Below are 20,046 nucleotides of genomic sequence, written 5' to 3'. Positions count from 1 at the left end.
GGCGGGTGACCGCACCCGGTCCGGTCGGTCCTACGCCCCCCCCCGGGCCGGCCAGCGGCGCTGGCTCGTCGACAACGGCCGGCAGGCCGGCGACGCCGCTTCGTCGGCGACGTGGTGGCACGGCGCCCCACCACCCGGACGTCGACGCCGCCCTGGACCTCGCCCAGTTCGCCATCGTCCCCGATCCCGGCAGCGGCCAGATCGACGTCACCGCCCACGCCGACGCGCTCCGCCGGCCCGGCTACGACGACGAGCCGGAAGGCGACTTCTTCCCGCACACCCTCAACCGCGTCCTGCGCTGGGCCGGCCGACTCCCCCGGGCGCCCGACCGCACCCTGCACATCGACCTTCAGGTGCTCACCCAGGGAGGAGACAGCCCGGCGACCCTGTACCCCGACGACGGCGGCCCGGTGACACACGTCCTCGTGCTCGTCAACGGACACCTGCTGCCCACCCGGATCCGTCCCTCGACGACACCACCGCCCCGACGATCCACCCGCCCGGTGACGGTGGGACCTGACCCGGCCGTGCGATGAACCCGCCGCCCGTGCCGTCCGTTGTCAACCGGTCAGGTCCCACCGTCGCCGGGGCCGACCGAGAGGGGGCACGGTTGACCATCCCGGTACCGCTTCCGGCCCGGACGCCCGCGCCCGCAGTCGACGCGCCTCCCCCGCTCAACGACACCCCCGAGGAGCTGACGTCGCGGGCGACCGTGCTCGATCCGGGCCGGTGGGCGGGCCGGTGGGGCGGGCTGGCCACGCTGACCGGCCCGCCGACCGTGACGTCCGGCGACCGGGCGGCCGATTCCGGCCCCCGGGCGGCGACGCCCGACGCTCCGGCGCCGGCGAGCCCGGCGCGGACCGGGTCCGGTCCGCCGCAGCCGACCGGGGCCTCCGGCGTACCGCAGTGGGTGGACGCCGGCGAGTGGGACGCCGAGGGCCGCGCCCGGCTGCGGCGGGCGTTGACCGACCGCTACGACGCGTACGCCCGGGTGGTCACCCGCACCCTCGCCGAGGAGCCCGGCCTGCGCGCTGCCGGTCACAGCGCCGACCTGGTCGGCGACCTGGTGGCGCTCTGCGCCTACGTGGCGGACCCGGCGGCGGTGAACCACGCCCTGCGGGGGTCGGGCGAGCGGCCGCCCGGCGCGGCGGCGCTGCTCGCCCGCGGCGCGGCGAGCGGGCTCTGCCGCCTGCCCACCGTCATCGGCCCGGTCTACGCCACCACCAGCGCGCCGCCGGCCCTCGACTACCGGGCCGGCGACGAACTCGTCGAGCCGGCCTTCGTCGACGTGCGACTGTCCGGCGGGGCCGGTCCGGACGTCGCGGTCGAGTACGTCATCTGGTCGGTCAGCGCCCGACGGATCGACCCGTTCACCTGGCCGGCCCGGCCCGCGGCCGCCTTCCCTCCGGGCAGCCGCTTCGCGGTGCTCGCCGTCGACGATCCGGACGGCGACGGCCCCGTGCGGGTGCTGCTGCGCGACCGTACCGGGGAACGCCCCGCGGCGGCCGGTCGAGGCGAGGAGATGCTGCGGCGGCTGCGCGCGAACGCGACCGGCGCCGGTCTCCGCGGCCCGGTCACCATGGACTTCCCGATCGGCCTGGACGACCGGGGTCACCGCTTCGTCCCGGACCGGCCCGCCGACGCGACGCCGGCCCGGCTCACCGCTCCCGTTTCCGGAGGTTCGCGACGATGAATTCCAGTGTGGTGTCGGTGTCGCACACCGAGCCGGGCGGGCTGCCCCGGATCGCCGACGCGCTGGCGGTCGCCGGCCCGGGCACGACCATCGTGCTCCAGCCGGGCACCTATCACGAGGAGCTGCGGATCGTCGGGGACGTCACGCTGGCCGCCGAGGACGGCCCCGGCACCGTGACGCTCCAGGCGCCGGACGCGGTCGCCCTCTTCGTCGGCGCCGGCCGGGTGGAGCTGCGTGGCATCACCGTCGTCGGAGGTGGCGACCGGTTCCCGGCGGTGCAGGTCACCGGCGGGTCGCTGCGGATGTCGGACTGCGAGCTGACGGCCGACGGGCTGGTCGCGCTGCACGCCGGTGACAGCCGCCTGGACCTCGACGGCTGCGTGGTGCGCAACGCCGCCGGAGCCGGGCTGCTGCTGGAGAGTGGGATGACCGGGACGGTGCGGGCGAGCACGGTCCGGGACGTCGGCGGCGCGGGGGTGGTGATCTCCTCCGGCGCCGACCCGGAACTGGTGGACTGCACGCTGACCGGGACGGCCGGACCGGCCGTGCTGTCCGCCCGCGCCGGTCGGGGCAGCCTGACCGACTGCGTCGTGTCGGCGGTCGCCGGACCGGCGGTCGCCGTCGAGAGCGGCGGGGCGGTCCGGCTGCTGCGCACCACGATCCGCGACTCCGCTGGCCCGGCGCTGGTCGCCACCGGCGGGCGACCGACGCTCGAGGACTGCGTCGTGCGGGGCATCGACGGGCACGGGGTGGTGATCGCCGGGGACGCCGACCCGACGCTGCGGCGCTGCCGGGTCGAGACCACCACCGGGCACGCCCTGTTCGCGCTGGAGACCGCCACCGGCCGGCTGGTCGAGTGCCAGCTCGACGCCACCGCCGCGGCGGCGGTCGCGGTCACCGGCAGCGCCGCGCCCACGCTGGAGGGCTGCCGGATCACCACCGCGGGCGACACCGCGGTGGTGTTCGACGACGGTGCCCGGGGCACCCTGGCCCGGTGCGCGGTGAGCGGTGGACGCACCGGCGTGCTGGTACGCACCGGAGCCGATCCGGTGCTCGACGACACGACGGTCGCCGACTGCCGGGAATACGGCGTGCAGGGCGTCGACGGCGGGCTCGGCACGGTGCGCGGCTGCACCGTCGAGAGCTGCGGCGAGGCCGCCGTCCGGGTCGCCGGGGCCCGGTTGGTGCTCACCGACTCCCGACTGCGCGGCGGCCCGTACGGACTGGTCGTCGCGGGGGACGGCCAGGCCACGGTCACCTCCTGCGAGGTCGGCTCGGCGACCCGGGCCGGGATCGTCGTCGAGGCGGCGGGCGACCTCGACCTGCGGCGCAGCCGGGTCAGCGGCGGGGACCTGGTGGGCGTCCGGTTCGCGCCGGGGTCCAGGGGCGCGCTGGTGCGGTCGGAGGTCGTCGACAACGGCACCGACGGGGTGCTGCTGGAGACCGGCGAGCCGGTCGACCTGGCCGGCTCCACCATCACCGGCAACCGGCGGGAGCAGATCCGCCGGGTGGGGGCGGCGACCCACCCCAACCGGCGGGAGGCGTCCCGGCCCGGCGACCGCCCGGACCTCGACCCTGCGCCCGTGGTGCCGTCGCCCGACCCGGAGCCGGACCGGCGGACCTCGAACCCGGCCCGTTTCCCGTCACCCGCCGGGCCGGAGGTCGAACCGGGCGCCGACGCGTCCGACCACACCGACGCCGTCGCGCCGCTGCTGGCGCAGTTGCACGCGCTGGTCGGCCTGGCGGCGGTCAAACAGGAGGTGGCCACCCTGGTCGGGCTGCACCAGGTGGCCCAGCGGCGGGCGGAGGCCGGGCTGCCCCGCCCGCCGATGTCGAGGCATCTGGTCTTCGCGGGGGCGCCGGGCACCGGCAAGACCACGGTGGCCCGGCTGTACGGCCAGATCCTGACCGCCCTCGGGGTGCTCGAATCCGGCCAGCTCGTCGAGGCGTCCCGGGCGGACCTGGTCGCGGAGCACATCGGCGGCACCGCGGTGAAGACCACCAAGAAGTTCACCGAGGCGCTGGGCGGCGTGCTGTTCGTCGACGAGGCGTACACGCTGAACCCGATCGAGGGCGCGGGCGGGCACGACTTCGGCCGGGAAGCCGTCGACACCCTGGTCAAGCTGATGGAGGACCACCGCGACGAGGTGATCGTGATCGTCGCCGGCTACTCGCCGCAGATGCGGCAGTTCCTGGCCGGCAACGCCGGCCTCGCCTCACGCTTCTCCCGCACCGTCGAGTTCGACAGCTACAGCACCGACGAACTGATCACCATCGTCGACCGGCTCTGCCGCACCCACCACTACGTGCTGGAGTACGACACCCGCGCCGCGTTGGCCGGGCTGTTCGACGCGATGCCCCGCACCGAGTCGTTCGGCAACGCCCGGGTGGCTCGGAAGATCTTCGAGGAGATGATCGGCCGGCAGGCGTACCGGCTGTCCGCGCAGGGCGCCAGTGACGGGGTGGAGCTGGCCCAGTTGCTGCCGCAGGACCTGGGCGCCGCGCCGGCCGCGACCGCCGGCTCGGACGCGGCCGGCAGCGCCGCGGTGGACGGCCTGCTCGCCTCGCTGCACGCGATGATCGGCCTGGAGGCGGTGAAGCGGGAGGTTGCCGACCTGATCGACCTGCTGGCCAACGTCCGGGTCCGGATCAGCGCCGGGCTGCCCGCCCCCGCCGTCTCCCGCCACCTGGTGTTCTCCGGGCCGCCGGGCACCGGGAAGACAAGCGTCGCCCGGCTGTACGGCCGGCTGCTGGCGGCCCTCGGGGTGCTCAGCGGCGGGCAGGTCGTCGAGGTGGCGCGCGCCGACCTGGTGGGCGAGTACATCGGGCACACGGCGCACCGGACCCGGGAGGCGTTCGACCGCGCCCGCGGCGGCGTGCTGTTCATCGACGAGGCGTACACGCTCACTCCCCCGAACGCCCACAACGACTTCGGTCGCGAGGCGATCGACACGTTGGTCAAGCTGATGGAGGACCACCGCGACGAGGTGGTCGTGATCGTCGCCGGGTACGACCAGGAGATGGCGGCGTTCCTCGCCGCCAACGCCGGCCTGGAATCGCGGTTCACCCGGCACATCCACTTCGCCCAGTACACGCCGGACGAGCTGCTGGCCATCTTCCAGAGCCTCGCGGCGGCCAGCGGGTACGAGTGCCCGCTGGACACGCTCGACGCGCTACGGGCGCACTTCACGGCGGTGCCGAAGGGCCGGTCCTTCGGCAACGGCCGGTACGCCCGTCAACTGCTCGACGAGGCGGTCACCCGGCAGGCCGGCCGGCTCCGGGGGCGTACCGACCTGTCGGTGGAGGAACTCCAGACGTTGCAGGCCGTGGACGTGAGCCCGACCGCGACGGCCTGACCCGGGCGGCGGCCCCGTCCCGCTGAACCCACGCCGGTCGGCGACGTTGTGGTGCGGGGAGAATTCAGCGAGGGAGACCACCGTGCGCGACCACCAGGATCCCCTGGACGACCGGGACCGGACCGAGCTGCGGCCCGGGCGCGACACCGCCGACCTGGAGGTCTCCGGGGACACCCGGACGCCCTCGCCGGATCTGTCGGCGCCGTGCACGTCGGGCACGGCCGCCGCGCGGGTTGCGCGGTCCCCACACCTCGAACGTCGATCATGCTGATGATCTACCGAAACCCCACACCGGTGTGGGAGCCTGTCCGGCGTACGCGCGCCCCGTACGCCGGCACGGGACGGCTCTACTGCCAGGGGCCGCTGCGGCAGATGAACTGGGTGGTGCCGCTGTACTGGGTCGTGCTGCCGTCGAAGTAGCTGTAGCTGGCCCGCACGGGGTGACCGAGGTTGCTGGCCGGGCAGGCGGCGAAGAGGGTCGACCCGGCAGTCGTGAAGGTGCCGACGCTGCCGGAGTACCAGGTGATGCTCCAGGTCGTCGTGCCGGTGCTGCTGCCGTCGCAGTAGAACTGCGAGGCGCCGGACTCGCAGAAGGGCGCCGGGGCGGCGGCGAGGGCCGGGGTGGCACCGGCGGCGGCGAGGCTCAGAGCGGCAAGGGCGGACCCGGCAAGAATCTTGACGGTGGTACGCATGGAACTCCTCCCAACGTAGCCAAGGTGTGACTCAGTGCAACGCCAGCCTAGCTGCCGCATAGACGTACCTGGATTAGCTGTTCGGTCGATCAATCAGCTGCGGCCAGCGGTCGTGGTGCACCGCCTCGGCGAGGCACTCCAGCCGCACCTGGTGTAATCGGCGTCTTCGCTGGTAGTGGGCTGTTCTGGCGCGGTACTGGTGTCGCGTCGCGGTCCCGTCCGTCTGCGGCAGCAGCGGCGGGACCGCGCGGGGGTCGCCGTGATCGTCGACGGCCGCCATCACCGGGTGCGCCGTGGCCACGTCGCCCGGCGGCACCGCACGGTCCCAGCGGTCCGCGCTGATCTGCACCGCCACCTCCATCGAGACGCAGCCAGCCCAGGTGATCCGGGCGTCGACGTGGACCACGTCACCGACGTGCACGGCGCGCCGGGGCAGGCGCTGATCATGATGCTGAGCGCCCGACCCCGGTACCCGCCGCATGTCCTCACGCCGTGCAGATCGGACTCCCACGCTGACCACTTCGTCTAGCTGCACCCAATCTGCTCCCACTTGTCAGGCCAGGCCATCCAGCAGCCGACCTCGGACAGGCGCCGTTCCGGCGGCGCGGGGCCTGAGTCGGATGCTCTGCCGCCGGCCGGGCCGTCAGCCAATATCCTCGACCATGAGCCCGGCTTCCTCCGGCACGTCGAACGCTCGGGGCTCGACCGGTCCGCGCTCGCTGCTCGACTCGAGAGGCACGCCCATGCTCGGCACAACCGCACCCGTCACGTACCTCATCGTGGACGGGGAAAACATCGATGCCACTCTCGGCAACAGTGTCCTGGAGCGCCGGCCGGCCCCTGCGGAGCGACCCCGGTGGGAGCGTCTGCGGGATTTCGCGCGGGACACGTGGCAGCAGCCGGTGAAGGCACTGTTCTTCCTCAACGCCTCGGGTGGCGGTCTGCCGATGCCCTTCGTCCGGGCCCTCCTGAGCATGGAGTACCGGCCCATTCCGCTCGCTGGATCATCGGACCAGAAGGTGGTGGACATCGGCATCCAGCGGACGATGGAGGCTATCGCCCGGCGCCCGGGCAATGTCATGCTCGCCAGCCACGACGGCGACTTCCTACCGCAGGTCGACGAGCTCCTACGAGGTGATCATCAGGTCGCGATCGTCGGGTTCAAGGAGTTCCTCAACGCCGGCTTCGCCGACCTGCCGGGCCTGCATGTGTTCGACATCGAGGAGGATGCGGACTGCTTCACCAACGTCCTTCCTCGGGTGCGCATCATTGACCTCGAGAGCTTCGACCCTGAGCGCTTCTTGTAGGCCGGACCACATCCGCGGACCGGCCGCAAGGGCTGTGGTCGCCGTGCCTACGCGCGCCACCGAGACGATGCCCTGACCGATGAGCGCGGCGCCGCACCCTCAATCCGTCAGTGAACGACCGATACTTCTCGCCACAACCGCGCGCTCAGCGGCATGCGTGGATGGCCGGTAGGCACGAAACCGGCACGCGACGGGGCCGTTGGCGTCCTGTGCCATGCTTCGGGACGCGTTCGCGCGGAAGGGGCACGTTCATGTCCGACAGCAGCACCGGTGCCCTCCTTGCGGCGGGCCGGACGGCGCTGAGGGCTGGTCGTTTCGTCGAGGCGTTGGAGTCCTACGAGCGGGTGCTCGACCACCACCAGCCAGACGCGCGGCCGGGGTGCGACGACGCCTGTGAGGCGGCGCTGCGGGGTCTGGTGATTGCCGGCGGCGGGGTCGAGGTTGAACCGGAACGGATGCGGCGGTTTCTGGCGGCGGCGCTGCCGCACGCCACGACCGGGTCGCAGATCCTCCTGGATGCTGCCCGGGTCTGCCAGCGGCTCGGTGAGGTCGACCAGATGCTGGCCATGCTGTGGAAGGCGCGCGCCCACAATGCGCACCGGGAGGTCGCCGACGTCCTCGATGAGCCGGCGTTCGCGGCGCTCGTGGCCGACGACAGGTTCCGGGATCTCGTGGAGGGTCTGCCCGGTGCGAGTGGGAGGGGCGACGGACGCCACCCCTGCACCGGAGGGTGGGTGTCTGGCCTGCACCGGCACACGATGGCCAGGCTGGCGGTCGGTCCGGCGCCGCGGGTCGTCGAGATCCGCGAGTACGTTGACGCACTGCAGCGGATCGAGTCGGGCTCGCGGGGCCGTTGGCGAGGCGTCGGCGCGTGTCTGGACACCGAGGTCGCCGAGGCCGCGGCCTTCTGGGCGCGGCATTGCGCGGGTGAGGAACTGCCCGCCGAGTCGCGTTACCGCTCCGACCTCCGCGTTCTGGAGGCGGGCATCCGCGCGGCTGTGCGTCGGTACGACAAGGAGCTGGCCCCGGCCTTGTATGCCGAGTGGCGCCGCCGCAACTCGCGGCGTCCGCCGGGCAAGCACGGCCGGCTCGGGTCGTTCATGGACGGCGTGGTCGACGACTGCCCGCAGTGTGTGCAGGATATGCAGACGCTGGCGGACGGCGGCTTCGACGACGCCTACGCCGAGTTGGTGCGCGTGGGCCGGCCCGCCGAGGCATACACCGACGACGAGGTCGCACTCATCGCGTGGGTGAGCGCGGGGCGCCATCCGGGCAAGCGCCTGTTTGCCCAGCGCGACCGCAACTTGGTGTGGTACACCGACCTGCGCTACGGGTACGAGGCCATCGTCTTCGACGGCACGTCGATCCAGCCGTCTCCGCTGCCGTGTGTGACCTGGCCGGCGTCCGACGCCGGCTTCGTCGCCGAGGCCACCGGCTGCGACGAGCGCGTCGTGGCCTGGTCCGGCCGGCACACCTACCGGGTGGCGCAGCGCTACGGCCGCCACGTCCTGTTGATGACCAGCCAGTACTTCACCTCCCGCGGCGGGGCCGAGATGACCGGCGTGGTGTGGCTGTCGCCGCCCTCACCGCAGCAGGCGTCGGCCTTGATGCGCGACATCGCCGCCTCCGCGCCCAAAGGCTTCAAACGGCTGCCAGTGTGGTCCGACGCCAGGCACGGGGTGATCATGCGCCGCTACGACGACCAGACCGAGGTCGGCGTCTGGGGAGACCGGTGGGTCCGCGGCAGCGTCAACCCCAAGCTCGGTGAGGAGTTCGCCAGCGAGGCATCGGCAATCGCAGCGTTCGAGGCGATGGAGATAGCGAAGTTGAAGGCCGGCGAGACTGTCACCAACTTCTGGCTCTGGCACCCGGATCGGCCGGACCGCTGAACGTGAACGGGCCCGCAGGTTGTCCGGCAACGGCTCGTGGCTGCTGGGCCCCCAGCGGCCTTGGCTGGCGGCGGCGTCCGGCCAGCGACCGCCAGCCGCCTCGCCCGGGTCGTGGCGATCCGCTACCCCGGCGGGTTGCCACCGGGGTAGCGGCCAGACCGGTCTGACCCGGCACCTTAGGTCGACGAGCACCGGGTTGCCGTCCGGGTCGACAAGCATGAAGCTGGCCGGGCCGGTCGTTGACTCGTCGGCTGCCGTCACTGGCTCCAGCCCTCGCTGCCGCACCTGCCGCTGCAGCTCACGGACGTCCGTGAAGCTTGCCAGAGCAGTGCCGCAGCACACCGCTGACGGCATCGCCATGAGTGTCACAGGGCCATATCGCACAGGGCGCCGAGCTACATGCTCCGTGGACAATCAGCATCCACGATCGGTCGATCCAGGGCTACGCCGACCGCCGCACGGTCCAGCAGTCGCCGAACGGCGGCGAGCTCGCGACGACGCCCGATCTGGCGGTGGGGAGCAGGCCGGCCTCACCCCTGCGCCGTCGCCGCCCGTGAGCCGGTGGGGGAGGCCGTCAGCCGGAGGTGACGCGGAACACCGGCCACCCGATTTCGGTCCGCCACCGTTCGGAGTGCCCCGTGTCGCGCGGTCCTACCAGGTAGGTCTCGTGGACGGGTCCGTCGACACCCAGGGCGTGGGAGGCGACCCAGGCGCCCAGTCGGCCGTAGGTGACGTCGATGTCGTCGTGTGGCCCACGGTGGACCGTGACGGCGAGGTCGGCCGGCGGGAACTCGACAACCTCGATCCGGCCACTCGCGCGCGGGCTGCGGACCGGCCGGAAGACCGTCATGAGGCCGATGCCGTCGGTGAACAGTTCGTTGGCGTACCGCCCGCCGGAGGGCCCGGTGCGCTCGGTCGGCGGGAAGGACTCGTCCAGCTCGGTCATCGCCATGTCGAACCAGGCGAGCGCGTTCCCCTGTCGGACCTGGGCGCGGACGGCGACCACGGTCCGAGCGGGGACGGAACGCAGTTCGACCTCGGGTGCGTCCGCGTCCGGACGCAGCAGCTGGCGTAGCGACACGACGGCGGCTCGCGTGCGGTCCAGCTCGGCCTCGAGTCGCCGTAGGTGGCCCGCGATCAGCTCGGTGCGCCGTTCCGGGTCGTCGGTGGCGAGGATCGATCTGACCTCGGCCAGGGGCACGTCGAGCTGGCGGAGCCGGTGGATGACCTGCGCGGTCGCGATCTGATCGGGTTGGTAGTACCGGTAACTCGTGTACGGGTCGACGGTGGCCGGCACCAACAGCCCGGCCTCGTGGTACCGGCGCAGGGTTCGCACGCTGAGGTGACTCATGGTGGCGAACTCGCCGATGGTCAAGCCTTTTCGCATCATCACCGCACCCGTCTCGCACCAGGCGTGCATGTCATCATTCCGTACGCCGGAGCGACGGGCTCGCACAACCGGTCGAGTCCGGCTCCGATCCGCCTGCGGTTCGCCTCCGAGAACGTGCGGACCGTACCGGAGATCCAGGCTTTCCCGAGCGACACGGGGCTCACGGTTCGATCGTGAGCCGGGTGATCAGGTTTCCGGCCAGGACGAATCGGTAGTGCAGGGTCGCGGAGCCGCCCGGGAAGTCACCCTCCAGGTGCTGCGCGACGTCGAACCGCCCCTCACCGACCCGGTGAGCACCGACGAACTCCGTGGTGTACGTGTACTCACTTCCCCCGTTGACCAGCCAGCTCCGGATCTCCGCCACACCCCGGTGGCTACGGCCCTCGTCCGTCACCACCGCGTCCGCAGCGAACGCGCTGACGGCGGCGTCCGCCTCCCGGGCCTCGTGCGCGGGAAGGAACCCCGTGATCACCGCCGGCAGATCGTCCCAGTTCAACTCAGTTGCCCCTTTCGAGTTCATCGCCATGCCCCCAACCATCAGGTCTCCCTCCGGGGGAAGGTCAAGAATGCCGATCGGAGTCACACTGACCCTGCTTCGCACCGGAACGCGTTCAGCCGACCACCCGGCCCTGCCCGGTTCACCGAACCACGCACCCACGTCCACGAGCAGGCCCAGCGGACCGGGCGCCGACCGGCCATGGCGTCACCGCCGGCACCGGCACCGCGCGCCCCCGGTGCCGCCGTGGTCAGAAGACCCGCGTTCGGCGCGGCCCGGACCGAAGGCGCGCGAGCGGGCCGACGGCGCCCTCTCGTCCAGGTTGCCGGGGTACGCCCGACAGGTCGATGTCCATGACGGCGGGGCTGCCGTCGACCTCCTCGAACTCCGCGTCGGCGCACCGGACCCGTGCCAGCTCCCGGCCGGTGACCACACCGACCCGGGCCTCGTCGAACGCCTCGGGGAGATCCGTGACGAGCCAGACCGCGTCGTCCCCGTCGACGACTGTCGCTGTCGCGGCCCCCGACAGCACCCACGGCTCGCGCTCACCCGCGAACGGTCGGGCGCCGGCGGTGTAGGCGTTCGCGCGGGCGTACACCGGTTGTTTCACGTCGAGGTACTTCTGCTGGTCGCTGGGTGGCTGGTCGGCGAGACGGGCCAGGTACTCGTCGAACGACGCGGGATGGCCGTCGTATCCGGCGGTGCCGGCCAGCGGTGGCCCGGCGCCCTCCGCGCCCGCCCCGTAGGCCGCGCCCGGGTCGCCGCCCAGGAAGAGGTTCCCGACGTACCTGTCGTCGCCGCCGTAGATCACCGCGTACCCGGCGACCTGGGTGCTGTGCGGCCGGTGATAGGGCGTGGCGCGGTCCAGCACCGGCTCCAGCCGCACTGTGCCACAGATCAGATTGTGGACGAAGGCGCCTCCCTGACTGAACAGCTCCAGCGCGGCGGGCGAGGCGAAGATGTTGTGCTCGACCAGGTAGGGACCGTGGCTGACCTCGACGAAGAGGTCCCGGCAGTTGTCGTGGTAGACGTTGCGGGACAGCCGGGTGCCCTGCGCCTGCCAGTCCAGCCAGGTGCCCAGCGAGCAGCCGTGGATCCGGTTGTGCCGGATCACCACGTCGATGGCGGCATGCAGCTTGATGCCGGCGATCTCGTATCCGTGGAACTCGCGCTTCACGCCGATGCGGTGGATGTGGTTGTCCTCGATCGTGGAGAACGCGCACCCGAGGTGACCGACTATCGCGTTCTGGCCGCAGTCGTAGATCGTGTTGCGTCGGATCACGTGCGAGCCGATGTGCTCGCGGTCCCACCCGATCTGGCGGGCCGCGAAGACCGACTCCAGCTGGTACTGGTAGCCCGGCTTGTCGCCGCGCAGAGCCGAGTGGTTCTGCCCCGTCGACCCCTCCTTCCCGATCGAGATCGCCGCGCACTTGGCGTCATGGATCACGTTGTCCTCGATGACCCACCCCTTCGCCCAGTGGGGTCCGATCAGGCCCGGCTGGTCGGCGGTCGGCGGCGCCCACGGGCTGGCCGCGTGCGCCAGCTCGAAGCCACGGACCGTGAGGTAGTCCAGGTGCGGCTGTTCCGGGTAGAAGACGCTGCGACGTACGTTGATCTCCACCAGCTCCGTGTTCGGGTCGGCGCCCTGGAAGTTGGCCCAGATCGTCGTCCGCTCGCCGACCTCGGCGTACCAGACGAGCTGGGTCTGGTCCGGATCGCCGACCGGACGGGTCACCCTGGTCCAGTCGTCGACGACCTCGGTGCGCCGGGGTGGAGCGTCGACCTCCGCCCGGCTCGCCACCTCGAAGAAGCTCACGCCGTTCAGATAGACGTCGCCGAGGTGCCGGCGTGGCGCACCCTCGCCGTACACGATCCAGTCGCCCGCCACCTCCTCGGCGAACGGGTTGAACGCGCCGAACAGCGCGTTGTCGACGACCGCCCGCCACACCGTCCCGCCGAGCGGCTCCCAGCCCGTGACACGCTCCGATCCCTTGATCACCACGTGCTCGCCGGGCGCGGCCTGGTAGGTGATGCGGCGGGAGTCGCTGAGACCGCCGCGGCGTGGCCTCACCCACTCGCGGTACTCCCCCGCGTGCACCACCACGGTGTCACCGGGCTGCGCGACGCCGGCCGCCCGGTTGATCGTCCGGAACGGCCGTTCGGCGCTGCCGTCGGCGTGATCCGAACCGGTGGTCGCCACATGGAATACGGATGTCATCCGGGGAGTCCTCCTGACGAGTGGTCACGTAGCTGTCGACACGTTCGCGCCCGGTCACGTCCGGACCGGCAGGTCGAGCCGGGACGGGTGGGCGCCGTCGTGGGAGATCTCCTGCCGCGCCCGTACCGTGGTGGTCGCGGTGGCGGCGGGTTCGCCGCTGCCGGGATTGCGGGCGTAGCGCGGATGCGCTCCGGAGCTGACCTGCACGGCGACGCGGTGGCCGGCGGCGAAGCGGTGGAACGCCGGCCACAGCGGCACCGCCAGCTCGACGAAACCGTCCCCGTCCGGTCGCGGGTCGGTGGCTGCCGTGCCGACGCCGCCGAGGCGGCGGATGCCGTCGCACACGCTCATCGAGCGGCCGTCGGGGTGCCCGTCGCAGATCCGGACGAACACGTCCGCGCTGGCCGCCGTCGAGCGGAACCGCACGTGGGCGATCGGCTCCCCGGCGAGGACGACAGCGTGCGCCAGAGGTGGACCACGGAAGACGACGACGTCCGCGCGGCGTTCGTGAGCGCTGTTGTCGACCGGGCCGGGACCACCGAGTGCGGGTGTGGGCCGGTCCGGATCGTAGGTGTAGCAGGTGCTGCCCCCGGCCGGGACCGCCGCGTCGAGCAGCCCGGACGGATGCAGGTGCCACCGCTGCACGACGGTGCCCGGCGGCGGCCACGCGGGTAGGTCACGCCACTGATCCGCGCCGGTGAGGAAGGCGCGCACGGGCGCCGGCCGGGCCGCGGGCGCGCCGGCGAAGTGGTCCTTGAGGAACGCGATCGACTCGGCGAGGAACGGACTCCGGTCGTCGCGGTGGCCCCACGGGCCGATGGTGAGCCGAGGCGGGCGACCGGCCGCGGCGAGTTGGGCGTAGTTGCGCAACTGCCAGGGAAGGAAGATGTCGTACCAGCCGGTGGCCATGTACACGGGTGCGGTGACGTCGGGCACCGACGCGGTGTGCGACTGCCGGGTCCAGTAGTCGTCGGAGCGGCTCTCGTGGGCCAGCCAGTCCTGGTACCAGCCGATCGGGTGGCCCGCCACCACGGTGTCGGCGCGGGACAGGGGCAGGACGTCGAAGGCTTCGGCCAGCTTCCGGTCCGGCCACCGCGCGAGCCGCGCCCGGACCAGGGCGCCACGCATGCCCCGCAGCGCCATCCGGCGCGACCAGCCGAGCGAGCCGCCCAGCGAGAAGGCGCCGTTGTTCCAGGTGACCGCGCCGAAGTCGGCCATCGTGACGTTCAGGCACAGGGCGTCCGGCGCGTTCCCCGGGTCGTCCCGGCACATCCGTCCCGCCACGGCCCACTGGACGTAGCCGAGGTAGCTCTCCCCGTACGTCGCGACCGTGCCGGTGAACCAGGGCTGGCGGCGTACCCACCGGTGGGTGGCCATGCCGTCGCGCTGCTCGTCGAGCTGCGGCCGGAAGCTGCCACCGGAGCCGCCCGTGCCGCGGCAGCTCTGCACCAGAACCGTGAACCCCTCGCCCGCCAGCGCCGGCGCGTGGGTGAGGGAGCCGTGCCGGCCGTACGGCGAGCGGACGACGACAGTGGGCAACGGCGGTTCGACCGGGCCGAGCGGCAGGTAGAGGTCGGCGCGCAGCTCGACACCGTCGTCCATCGGCACGCGCAGCCCGCGCCGCACCGTGAAGGCGTACGGCGGCTCCGTGGCCGCGTGGCGACGGGCGCGCCGGAGCCGGCCGGACAGTCGGTGGCGGAGGCTCGTCATCACCCGGCCCCGGTGCCGGCGGTGATCGAGGATACGACCGGCTTGCCGAGACGGTTCACGACATCGACACTCATGCCGTGTCCGCCCACGGTGAGTCCCTCAGCTACCGCAACCCGATCCTTCCGGGTTTCTGGCCCGATCCGAGCATCTGCCGCGCCGGCGACGACTACTACCTGGTGTGTTCGAGCTTCGAGTACTCGCCCGGTGTGCCGATCTTCCACAGTCGGGACCTGGTCGGTTGGCGCCAGATCGGCAACGTGCTCGACCGCGCCGACCAGCTTCGGTTGCCTCCCGACACGCTTGCCTCGCGGGGCATCTACGCGCCGACGATCCGCCACCACGACGACCGGTTCTGGGTCGTCACGACGAACGTCACGCTCGGTCGGCACCTGATCGTCACCGCGACCGATCCCGCCGGCCCGTGGTCGGATCCGGTCTACCTGGACCTGCCGCACGTGGACCCGTCGCTGGCGTGGGACGACGACGGCACCTGCTGGCTGACGGTGTCCGGGGTCGAGTCGTACCGGATCGACCCGGATACCGGAGAGGTCTTCGAGGGGCCGGTGCCGATGTGGTCGGGAACGGGTGGCCAGTACCCGGAGGCGCCGCATCTGTACCGGGTCGGTGACTGGTGGTACCTGCTCGTCTCGGAGGGCGGCACCCACACCGGCCACGCGGTGAGCGTCGCCCGCGCGCGATCGCCGCGCGGGCCGTTCCAGCCCGGGCCGGCCAATCCGATCCTGACGCATCGCGGTACCGACCGGCCGGTGCAGGCGACCGGGCATGCCGACATGGTCGAGGCCGCCGACGGCAGCTGGTGGATGGTCCTGCTGGGCATCCGGGCCAAGGGGCACTGGCCGCCCTACCACGTACTCGGGCGGGAGACGTTCCTGGTGCCGGTGCACTGGGTCGACGGGTGGCCGGTGGTCGAACCCGTCGGGTCCCCGACCGGCTCGGCGGGGACGTGCGGGCCCGCCGACCGGGACGACTTCGACAACGAGCGGCTGGGCGCACAGTGGATCTCTCCCCGGGACCGGCCCGCCTCGGCCTGGTCGTTGACCGACCGGCCCGGCTGGCTGACCCTGCACGCGACCGGCGACAGCCTCGACCGGAGCGGCGCCACCCTCGTCGGCCGCCGCCAGCAGCACCATGACTGCCGGGTCAGCGTCCGCGTCGATCCCGGCTCCGGCCGGTCCGGCCTGACGATCAGGATCGACGAGGCGCACCACTACGACCTGGAAATCGCGCGGGGTCGGGCTCGGGTCATCGGCCGGGTCGGGCCGTTCCGCCAGGTGTTCGGGGAGTGCCGGGTGCCGGCGGGGGCGGTGACCGTGGCGCTGAGCATCCGGAGCACCGACGTGCTGCCGCCGACGATCACCTCGTCCGACGATCTCGCGCTGGCGGGCCAGGTGGGCGTCGTGGCCGCCGGCAGTGACACGATCAGGTTCGAGGTCGACTCCGGAGACGGCTGGGCGTACCTGGCGGAGCTGGACGGGCGCTACCTGTCCACCGAAGTCGCCTCCGGCTTCACCGGACGGGTCATCGGCATGTACGTCACCGAGGGAACCGCCGGGTTCGACTGGTTCGACTACCGGCCGACCGGCTGACGGGACCGGCGCGCTCACCCCTTGAACGCGCCTTCCATGATGCCCTGCACCAGACGTCGTCCGACGAAGACGAACAGCACCAGCAGTGGGAGGGTGGCCAGGAAGGAGCCGGACATGGCCAGGCCCAGATCGATGTCGCGGTTCTGTTGCAGTGCCTTGATGGCGATCTGGACCGTGTAGTTCTCCGGCGACTTCAGGACGATGAACGGCCACAGGAAGTCGTTCCACGCGTAGACGAACGTGAACAACCCCAGCACGTACGCCGCCGGGCGGACCAGCGGGAAGGCTATCCGCCAGAAGATCTGCCAGGTGGTCGCGCCGTCCACCCGCGCCGCCTGCATCAGCTCGTCGTCGATGGTGCTCCCGATGTGCTGGCGCATCCAGAAGATGCCGAACGCGCTGACCAGCCCGGGAACGATCACCGCCTGAAGGCTGTCGACCCAGTTGAGCTGAGAGATGATCAGGTACTGCGGTACCACGGCCAACTGCGCCGGCACCGTCATGGTCAGCACGACGATGAGGAACAGCGTGTTGCGGCCGGGGAAGGACAGCTTGGCGAAGGCGAAGCCGGCCAACGCGCAGAGCAGCGCCTGTCCCACGGCGATCGTGCCGGCGACGATCAGGCTGTTGAGCAGGGACTGCACGAACGGCACGATGGTGAGGACCAGCTCCGCCAGGTGCAGGAAGTTGCCGCCGGGCGTGATCGTCGGGGGCAGGGTCGTCGCGGTGGCGGAGTCCGTCGTCGCCACCACGAACATCCAGTAGAGCGGAAAGACGCTGCCGAGCGCCGTGAGGGTGAGCAGCGCGTACACCGGGATCGGGACGCGGTTGGCCGAGCGCCTTCTGGCCCGCCCGGGCACGGCGGTGGAGGGTGTGGGCTTCATGGGCGCTCCGAGCGGATGCGGGTGGCCAGCAGGTAGTTGAGTCCGGAGAAGGCCACCACGATGACGAAGAGCGCGACGCCGACCGCCGCGCCGTAGCCGAAGTGGAACTGCCCGAAGGACTGCTCGTAGAGGTAGAGGGTGACGGTCTGGCACTGCCGTGCCGCTCCGCACGTGAGTCCGCCCACCGGGTTGGCCAGCAGCGGCTCGGTGAAGACCTGCAACCCGCCGATGGTCGACGTCACGACGGTGAACGCGATGATCGGCCGCAACGAGGGGATGCTGATGTGCAGGAACTGCTTCCAGCCGTTCGCGCCGTCGGCGGCGGCGGCCTCGTACAGTTCCCGGGGGACCGCCTGGAGCGCGGCGAGGTACAGCAGGGTGTTGTAACCGGTCCAGCGCCAGGCGATCATCGTGGCGATCATGAGGTGGCTGCCCCACAGCGAGGCCGTGAAGTCGATGTGGTCGAAGCCCAGCAACCCGAGGAACCAGTTGATCATGCCGTAGTCCCGGTCGAACATCTGGGCGAAGACGATGGTCGTGGCCGCCACCGAGGTGACGTAGGGAACGAGCACCGACATCCGGAACAACGCGGCCAGCCGCAGCCGCGCGTGGTTGAGCAGGTGCGCCAGGCCGAGCGCCAGGAGCAACTGCGGCACCGTCGACAGCACCCAGATGCTGAACGTGTTCCGCAGCGCCCCCCAGAAACGCGGGTCGTGCAGGAGTTCGGAGAAGTTGTCCAACCCGACGAAGCGGTGCTCGCCGATGGGATCCCAGTCGAACAGGGAGATGTAGAAGGTGAACAGCAGCGGGAAGAGGCCGAAGATCAGAAAGAGCACGAAGAACGGTGAGATGTACGCGTACGGGGCCAGGGACTCCCGTACGCCCTGCCGGATCCGCCGCCGGCGATCAGGCCGCCGGACGTCCGGTGCGGCCGTGGCCGGGGTGAGCATGGTGGTCAAGGCGTCACCTTCCCGATGGGCGGCAGCCCTCCGTCATTCGCGTACGGCGTTCTTGACGTTTGCCAGCGCGGTGTTCCAGGCGTTGGCCGGGTCCACCTTGCCCTGCTCGACGCTGGTGAGCGTGTTGAGGAACTCGGTGCCGACGGGACCGTCCTGCGGACCGAAGTAGAAGGGCTTGATCCCCACCACCGACTGGGTGTAGATCTTGCCGATCGGCGCGTTGCTGAAGAACGGGTCGGTCTTCCCGACCAACTGCGGGTCCGTGTAGACCGACGGCGTGGTGGGCAGCGACCCCTGCATCAGGAAGTGGTCCAGTTGCCCCTTCGGCGACTGCATCTCGGAGATGTAGTTCCACGCCGCCTTCGCGTTCTTGGCGCGCTTGGGGATGGCGAGGAAGCTGCCACCCCAGTTCCCCGAGCCACCGGGAATGGTGGCGATGTCCCACTTGCCGTTCGTCTCGGGGGCGTTCGTCTTCATCTGGCTGAGCATCCAGGACGGTGAGCACACCACCGCGTAGTCGCCCTTCTTCATGGCCGCGGTCCAGCCGGACGAGAACGACCCCTGCTTGGCGGAGATGCCCGCGCCGAAGGCCTTCAGCGTCACGTCGAACGCCGCCTTGACCTGCTCGTTGTCGTAGTCCAGTTCGCGGTCGGCGCTGTAGTAGCGCTGGCTGCCCTGGTTGACCGCCTGGAAGAAGACGCTTGTCGGCGTGTTGTCCACGAACGGCTTCCCGGTCTGCTCGACGTATTTCCTGCCGACGTCGATGAACTTGTCCCACGTCGGCCAGAGCTTGGCGACCTCGTCCCGGTCGGTGGGCAGGCCGGCCGCCTTGAACAGATCGGTCCGGTAGGCGACCGCCAGGCCGCCGACGTCGGTCGGCACACCGATGATCTTGCCGTCCTTGGTCGTCGACTGTGCCATCACCCAGTCGAGGTAGTTGCCCTTGATGTCGCCCGCGCCCAGCGTGGTGAGGTCCACGAAGTTGTCCGGGGACTGCATGAACTTCGGCAGGTCGTCGGCCTGGATCAGCACCAGGTCGGGCACCTTGCCACCGGCCAGCGCGGCGGTGAGCGCCTGCGCGGTCTCGGTCGTGCTGCCCACCTCGGTGACCTTGACGCGTACATCCGGGTGCGCCTTGGTGTAGACGTCGACGTCGGCCTTCTGGTTGATGTTGGCGAACGACCAGAACTCGAAGGTCTTCGGGTCGGACGTGCCACCTGATCCCCCACAGCCGGCAAGGACGAGCGCGACGGTGGCGATGACGACTGCGGTGCTCCGGACGCGTTTCAACGGCCCTCCATCGGTGATCGTGAGCGGCGGTGGTCGGGTGACCGCGGCGAATCAGGGCGACGGGTTTCCACCAGCGGGGCACACGGGCGGAAGCCGACGGACGAGCTCGTCAACGGTCAGCCGCGGCCATGTCGTCGCCTCGGAAAATTATCGAGATATTTACATGTGATGATTCGTTTGCTGAGGCTACTCAGTGCTCAGGTCATCCGTCAATGACCTCGCTGCCAGCAGGAGCGCCGGACGGCAGGCCAGCTTTCCGACCGGCACAACACCGAAAGTTTCGGAGCGAGGAGCGCGGCTCCGTCCGGAGGAAGCAACCGGGCGACCTTCCGGACGCTTCCGGACAGCGACCTGACGCCCGACGGCGATCTTCGCGGCTGTCCGCGATCTTCCGCGATTCCAGGTCGCCGGCGGCTGGTCGTTCCGCTCCCGATGCCGCTCCCGCTCGGTGCGGTCAGCGCGTGGACGCCGATCAGTCCGTGACCGACGCCGTCGGCCCAGGAGGCGACGGCGCCCGGATCTGGCCGGTCACGGGCCACCCGGTGACCACGTCGA

Annotated in this window: 15 protein-coding genes; 6 read left to right on the top strand and 9 right to left on the bottom strand. The window is 71.4% G+C overall.

What is annotated here, in order from left to right; genetic code table 11:
- Window positions 1-5: 5 nt before the first annotated feature.
- The 3 genes from C8054_RS16345 (at window position 6) to C8054_RS16335 (ending at window position 5,049) form a co-directional block, all read left to right on the top strand.
- A complete protein-coding gene (locus tag C8054_RS16345; protein ID WP_107157651.1) occupies window positions 6-536 on the top strand; it encodes a hypothetical protein in 531 nt (176 codons plus the stop codon).
- Window positions 537-610: 74 nt separating this feature from the next.
- Window positions 611-1,693: a hypothetical protein gene (locus C8054_RS16340; RefSeq protein WP_107157650.1), complete on the top strand. Its 1,083-nt coding sequence runs from the start codon at window positions 611-613 to the stop codon at window positions 1,691-1,693.
- On the top strand, window positions 1,690-5,049 hold the full coding sequence (locus C8054_RS16335; protein ID WP_107157649.1) for a right-handed parallel beta-helix repeat-containing protein: 3,360 nt from the start codon (window positions 1,690-1,692) through the stop codon (window positions 5,047-5,049). The genes C8054_RS16340 and C8054_RS16335 overlap by 4 nt, the downstream gene beginning before the upstream one ends.
- 347 nt (window positions 5,050-5,396) lie before the next feature.
- On the opposite strand, the gene C8054_RS16330 is transcribed toward C8054_RS16335, so the two are convergent.
- Entirely contained in the window at window positions 5,397-5,741 is a 345-nt protein-coding gene (locus C8054_RS16330) for a hypothetical protein (RefSeq protein WP_107157648.1), read from the bottom strand.
- A gap of 73 nt (window positions 5,742-5,814) precedes the next feature.
- A complete protein-coding gene (locus C8054_RS32790; protein ID WP_233219672.1) occupies window positions 5,815-6,222 on the bottom strand; it encodes a hypothetical protein in 408 nt (135 codons plus the stop codon).
- Between the two features lie 181 nt (window positions 6,223-6,403).
- Here C8054_RS32790 and C8054_RS16320 point away from each other — a divergent pair, with 181 nt between their 5' ends.
- Window positions 6,404-7,048 (top strand): NYN domain-containing protein, encoded by a 645-nt coding sequence (locus C8054_RS16320; protein WP_233219671.1) that lies wholly within the window; start codon window positions 6,404-6,406, stop codon window positions 7,046-7,048.
- Window positions 7,049-7,299: 251 nt separating this feature from the next.
- On the top strand, window positions 7,300-8,937 hold the full coding sequence (locus C8054_RS16315) for a hypothetical protein (RefSeq protein ID WP_107157646.1): 1,638 nt from the start codon (window positions 7,300-7,302) through the stop codon (window positions 8,935-8,937).
- A gap of 574 nt (window positions 8,938-9,511) precedes the next feature.
- Here C8054_RS16315 and C8054_RS16310 read toward each other — a convergent pair.
- The 4 genes from C8054_RS16310 to C8054_RS16295 form a co-directional block, all read right to left on the bottom strand.
- Window positions 9,512-10,327, bottom strand: coding sequence for a MerR family transcriptional regulator (locus C8054_RS16310; RefSeq protein ID WP_233219670.1), 816 nt, complete (start codon window positions 10,325-10,327; stop codon window positions 9,512-9,514).
- A 160-nt stretch (window positions 10,328-10,487) separates the two neighbouring features.
- The gene (locus C8054_RS16305) at window positions 10,488-10,823 is read right to left on the bottom strand and encodes a nuclear transport factor 2 family protein (RefSeq protein ID WP_233219669.1); all 336 of its coding nucleotides are present in this window, start codon (window positions 10,821-10,823) and stop codon (window positions 10,488-10,490) included.
- A gap of 250 nt (window positions 10,824-11,073) precedes the next feature.
- Window positions 11,074-13,041, bottom strand: coding sequence for a right-handed parallel beta-helix repeat-containing protein (locus C8054_RS16300; RefSeq protein WP_107157644.1), 1,968 nt, complete (start codon window positions 13,039-13,041; stop codon window positions 11,074-11,076).
- Between the two features lie 54 nt (window positions 13,042-13,095).
- Window positions 13,096-14,751, bottom strand: coding sequence for a CocE/NonD family hydrolase (locus C8054_RS16295; protein WP_107157643.1), 1,656 nt, complete (start codon window positions 14,749-14,751; stop codon window positions 13,096-13,098).
- Window positions 14,752-14,828: 77 nt separating this feature from the next.
- On the opposite strand from C8054_RS16295, the gene C8054_RS16290 reads away from it, so the two are divergent.
- Window positions 14,829-16,358: a glycoside hydrolase family 43 protein gene (locus C8054_RS16290; RefSeq protein WP_107157642.1), complete on the top strand. Its 1,530-nt coding sequence runs from the start codon at window positions 14,829-14,831 to the stop codon at window positions 16,356-16,358.
- A gap of 14 nt (window positions 16,359-16,372) precedes the next feature.
- Here the strand turns inward: C8054_RS16290 and C8054_RS16285 are convergent, their stop codons facing one another.
- The 3 genes from C8054_RS16285 to C8054_RS16275 are packed head-to-tail and all read right to left on the bottom strand — an operon-like array spanning window position 16,373 to window position 19,491.
- Window positions 16,373-17,242 carry a carbohydrate ABC transporter permease gene (locus C8054_RS16285; protein WP_107157641.1) on the bottom strand — a complete coding sequence of 290 codons (870 nt, stop codon included), beginning with the start codon at window positions 17,240-17,242 and terminating at the stop codon, window positions 16,373-16,375.
- Entirely contained in the window at window positions 17,239-18,192 is a 954-nt protein-coding gene (locus tag C8054_RS16280) for a carbohydrate ABC transporter permease (protein WP_107157697.1), read from the bottom strand. The genes C8054_RS16285 and C8054_RS16280 overlap by 4 nt, the downstream gene beginning before the upstream one ends.
- 42 nt (window positions 18,193-18,234) lie before the next feature.
- Window positions 18,235-19,491: an ABC transporter substrate-binding protein gene (locus C8054_RS16275; RefSeq protein ID WP_107157640.1), complete on the bottom strand. Its 1,257-nt coding sequence runs from the start codon at window positions 19,489-19,491 to the stop codon at window positions 18,235-18,237.
- Between the last annotated feature and the right edge of the window lie 555 nt (window positions 19,492-20,046).

This window comes from Micromonospora sp. RP3T (genome assembly GCF_003027925.1).
In the GTDB taxonomy this organism is placed as follows: Bacteria; Actinomycetota; Actinomycetes; order Mycobacteriales; family Micromonosporaceae; genus Micromonospora.
This window is presented reverse-complemented; position numbering and strand designations above follow the sequence as displayed.

Bases quoted from the DNA above. Each gene is read 5' to 3' on its own strand.
- C8054_RS16280 (WP_107157697.1), bottom strand. From the start codon at position 18,192: ATGCTCACCCCGGCCACGGCCGCACCGGACGTCCGGCGGCCTGATCGC.
- C8054_RS16320 (WP_233219671.1), top strand. From the start codon at position 6,404: ATGAGCCCGGCTTCCTCCGGCACGTCGAACGCTCGGGGCTCGACCGGT.
- C8054_RS16315 (WP_107157646.1), top strand. From the start codon at position 7,300: ATGTCCGACAGCAGCACCGGTGCCCTCCTTGCGGCGGGCCGGACGGCG.
- C8054_RS16295 (WP_107157643.1), bottom strand. From the start codon at position 14,751: ATGACGAGCCTCCGCCACCGACTGTCCGGCCGGCTCCGGCGCGCCCGT.
- C8054_RS16335 (WP_107157649.1), top strand. From the start codon at position 1,690: ATGAATTCCAGTGTGGTGTCGGTGTCGCACACCGAGCCGGGCGGGCTG.
- C8054_RS16330 (WP_107157648.1), bottom strand. From the start codon at position 5,741: ATGCGTACCACCGTCAAGATTCTTGCCGGGTCCGCCCTTGCCGCTCTG.
- C8054_RS16310 (WP_233219670.1), bottom strand. From the start codon at position 10,327: ATGATGCGAAAAGGCTTGACCATCGGCGAGTTCGCCACCATGAGTCAC.
- C8054_RS16285 (WP_107157641.1), bottom strand. From the start codon at position 17,242: ATGAAGCCCACACCCTCCACCGCCGTGCCCGGGCGGGCCAGAAGGCGC.
- C8054_RS32790 (WP_233219672.1), bottom strand. From the start codon at position 6,222: ATGCGGCGGGTACCGGGGTCGGGCGCTCAGCATCATGATCAGCGCCTG.
- C8054_RS16300 (WP_107157644.1), bottom strand. From the start codon at position 13,041: ATGACATCCGTATTCCATGTGGCGACCACCGGTTCGGATCACGCCGAC.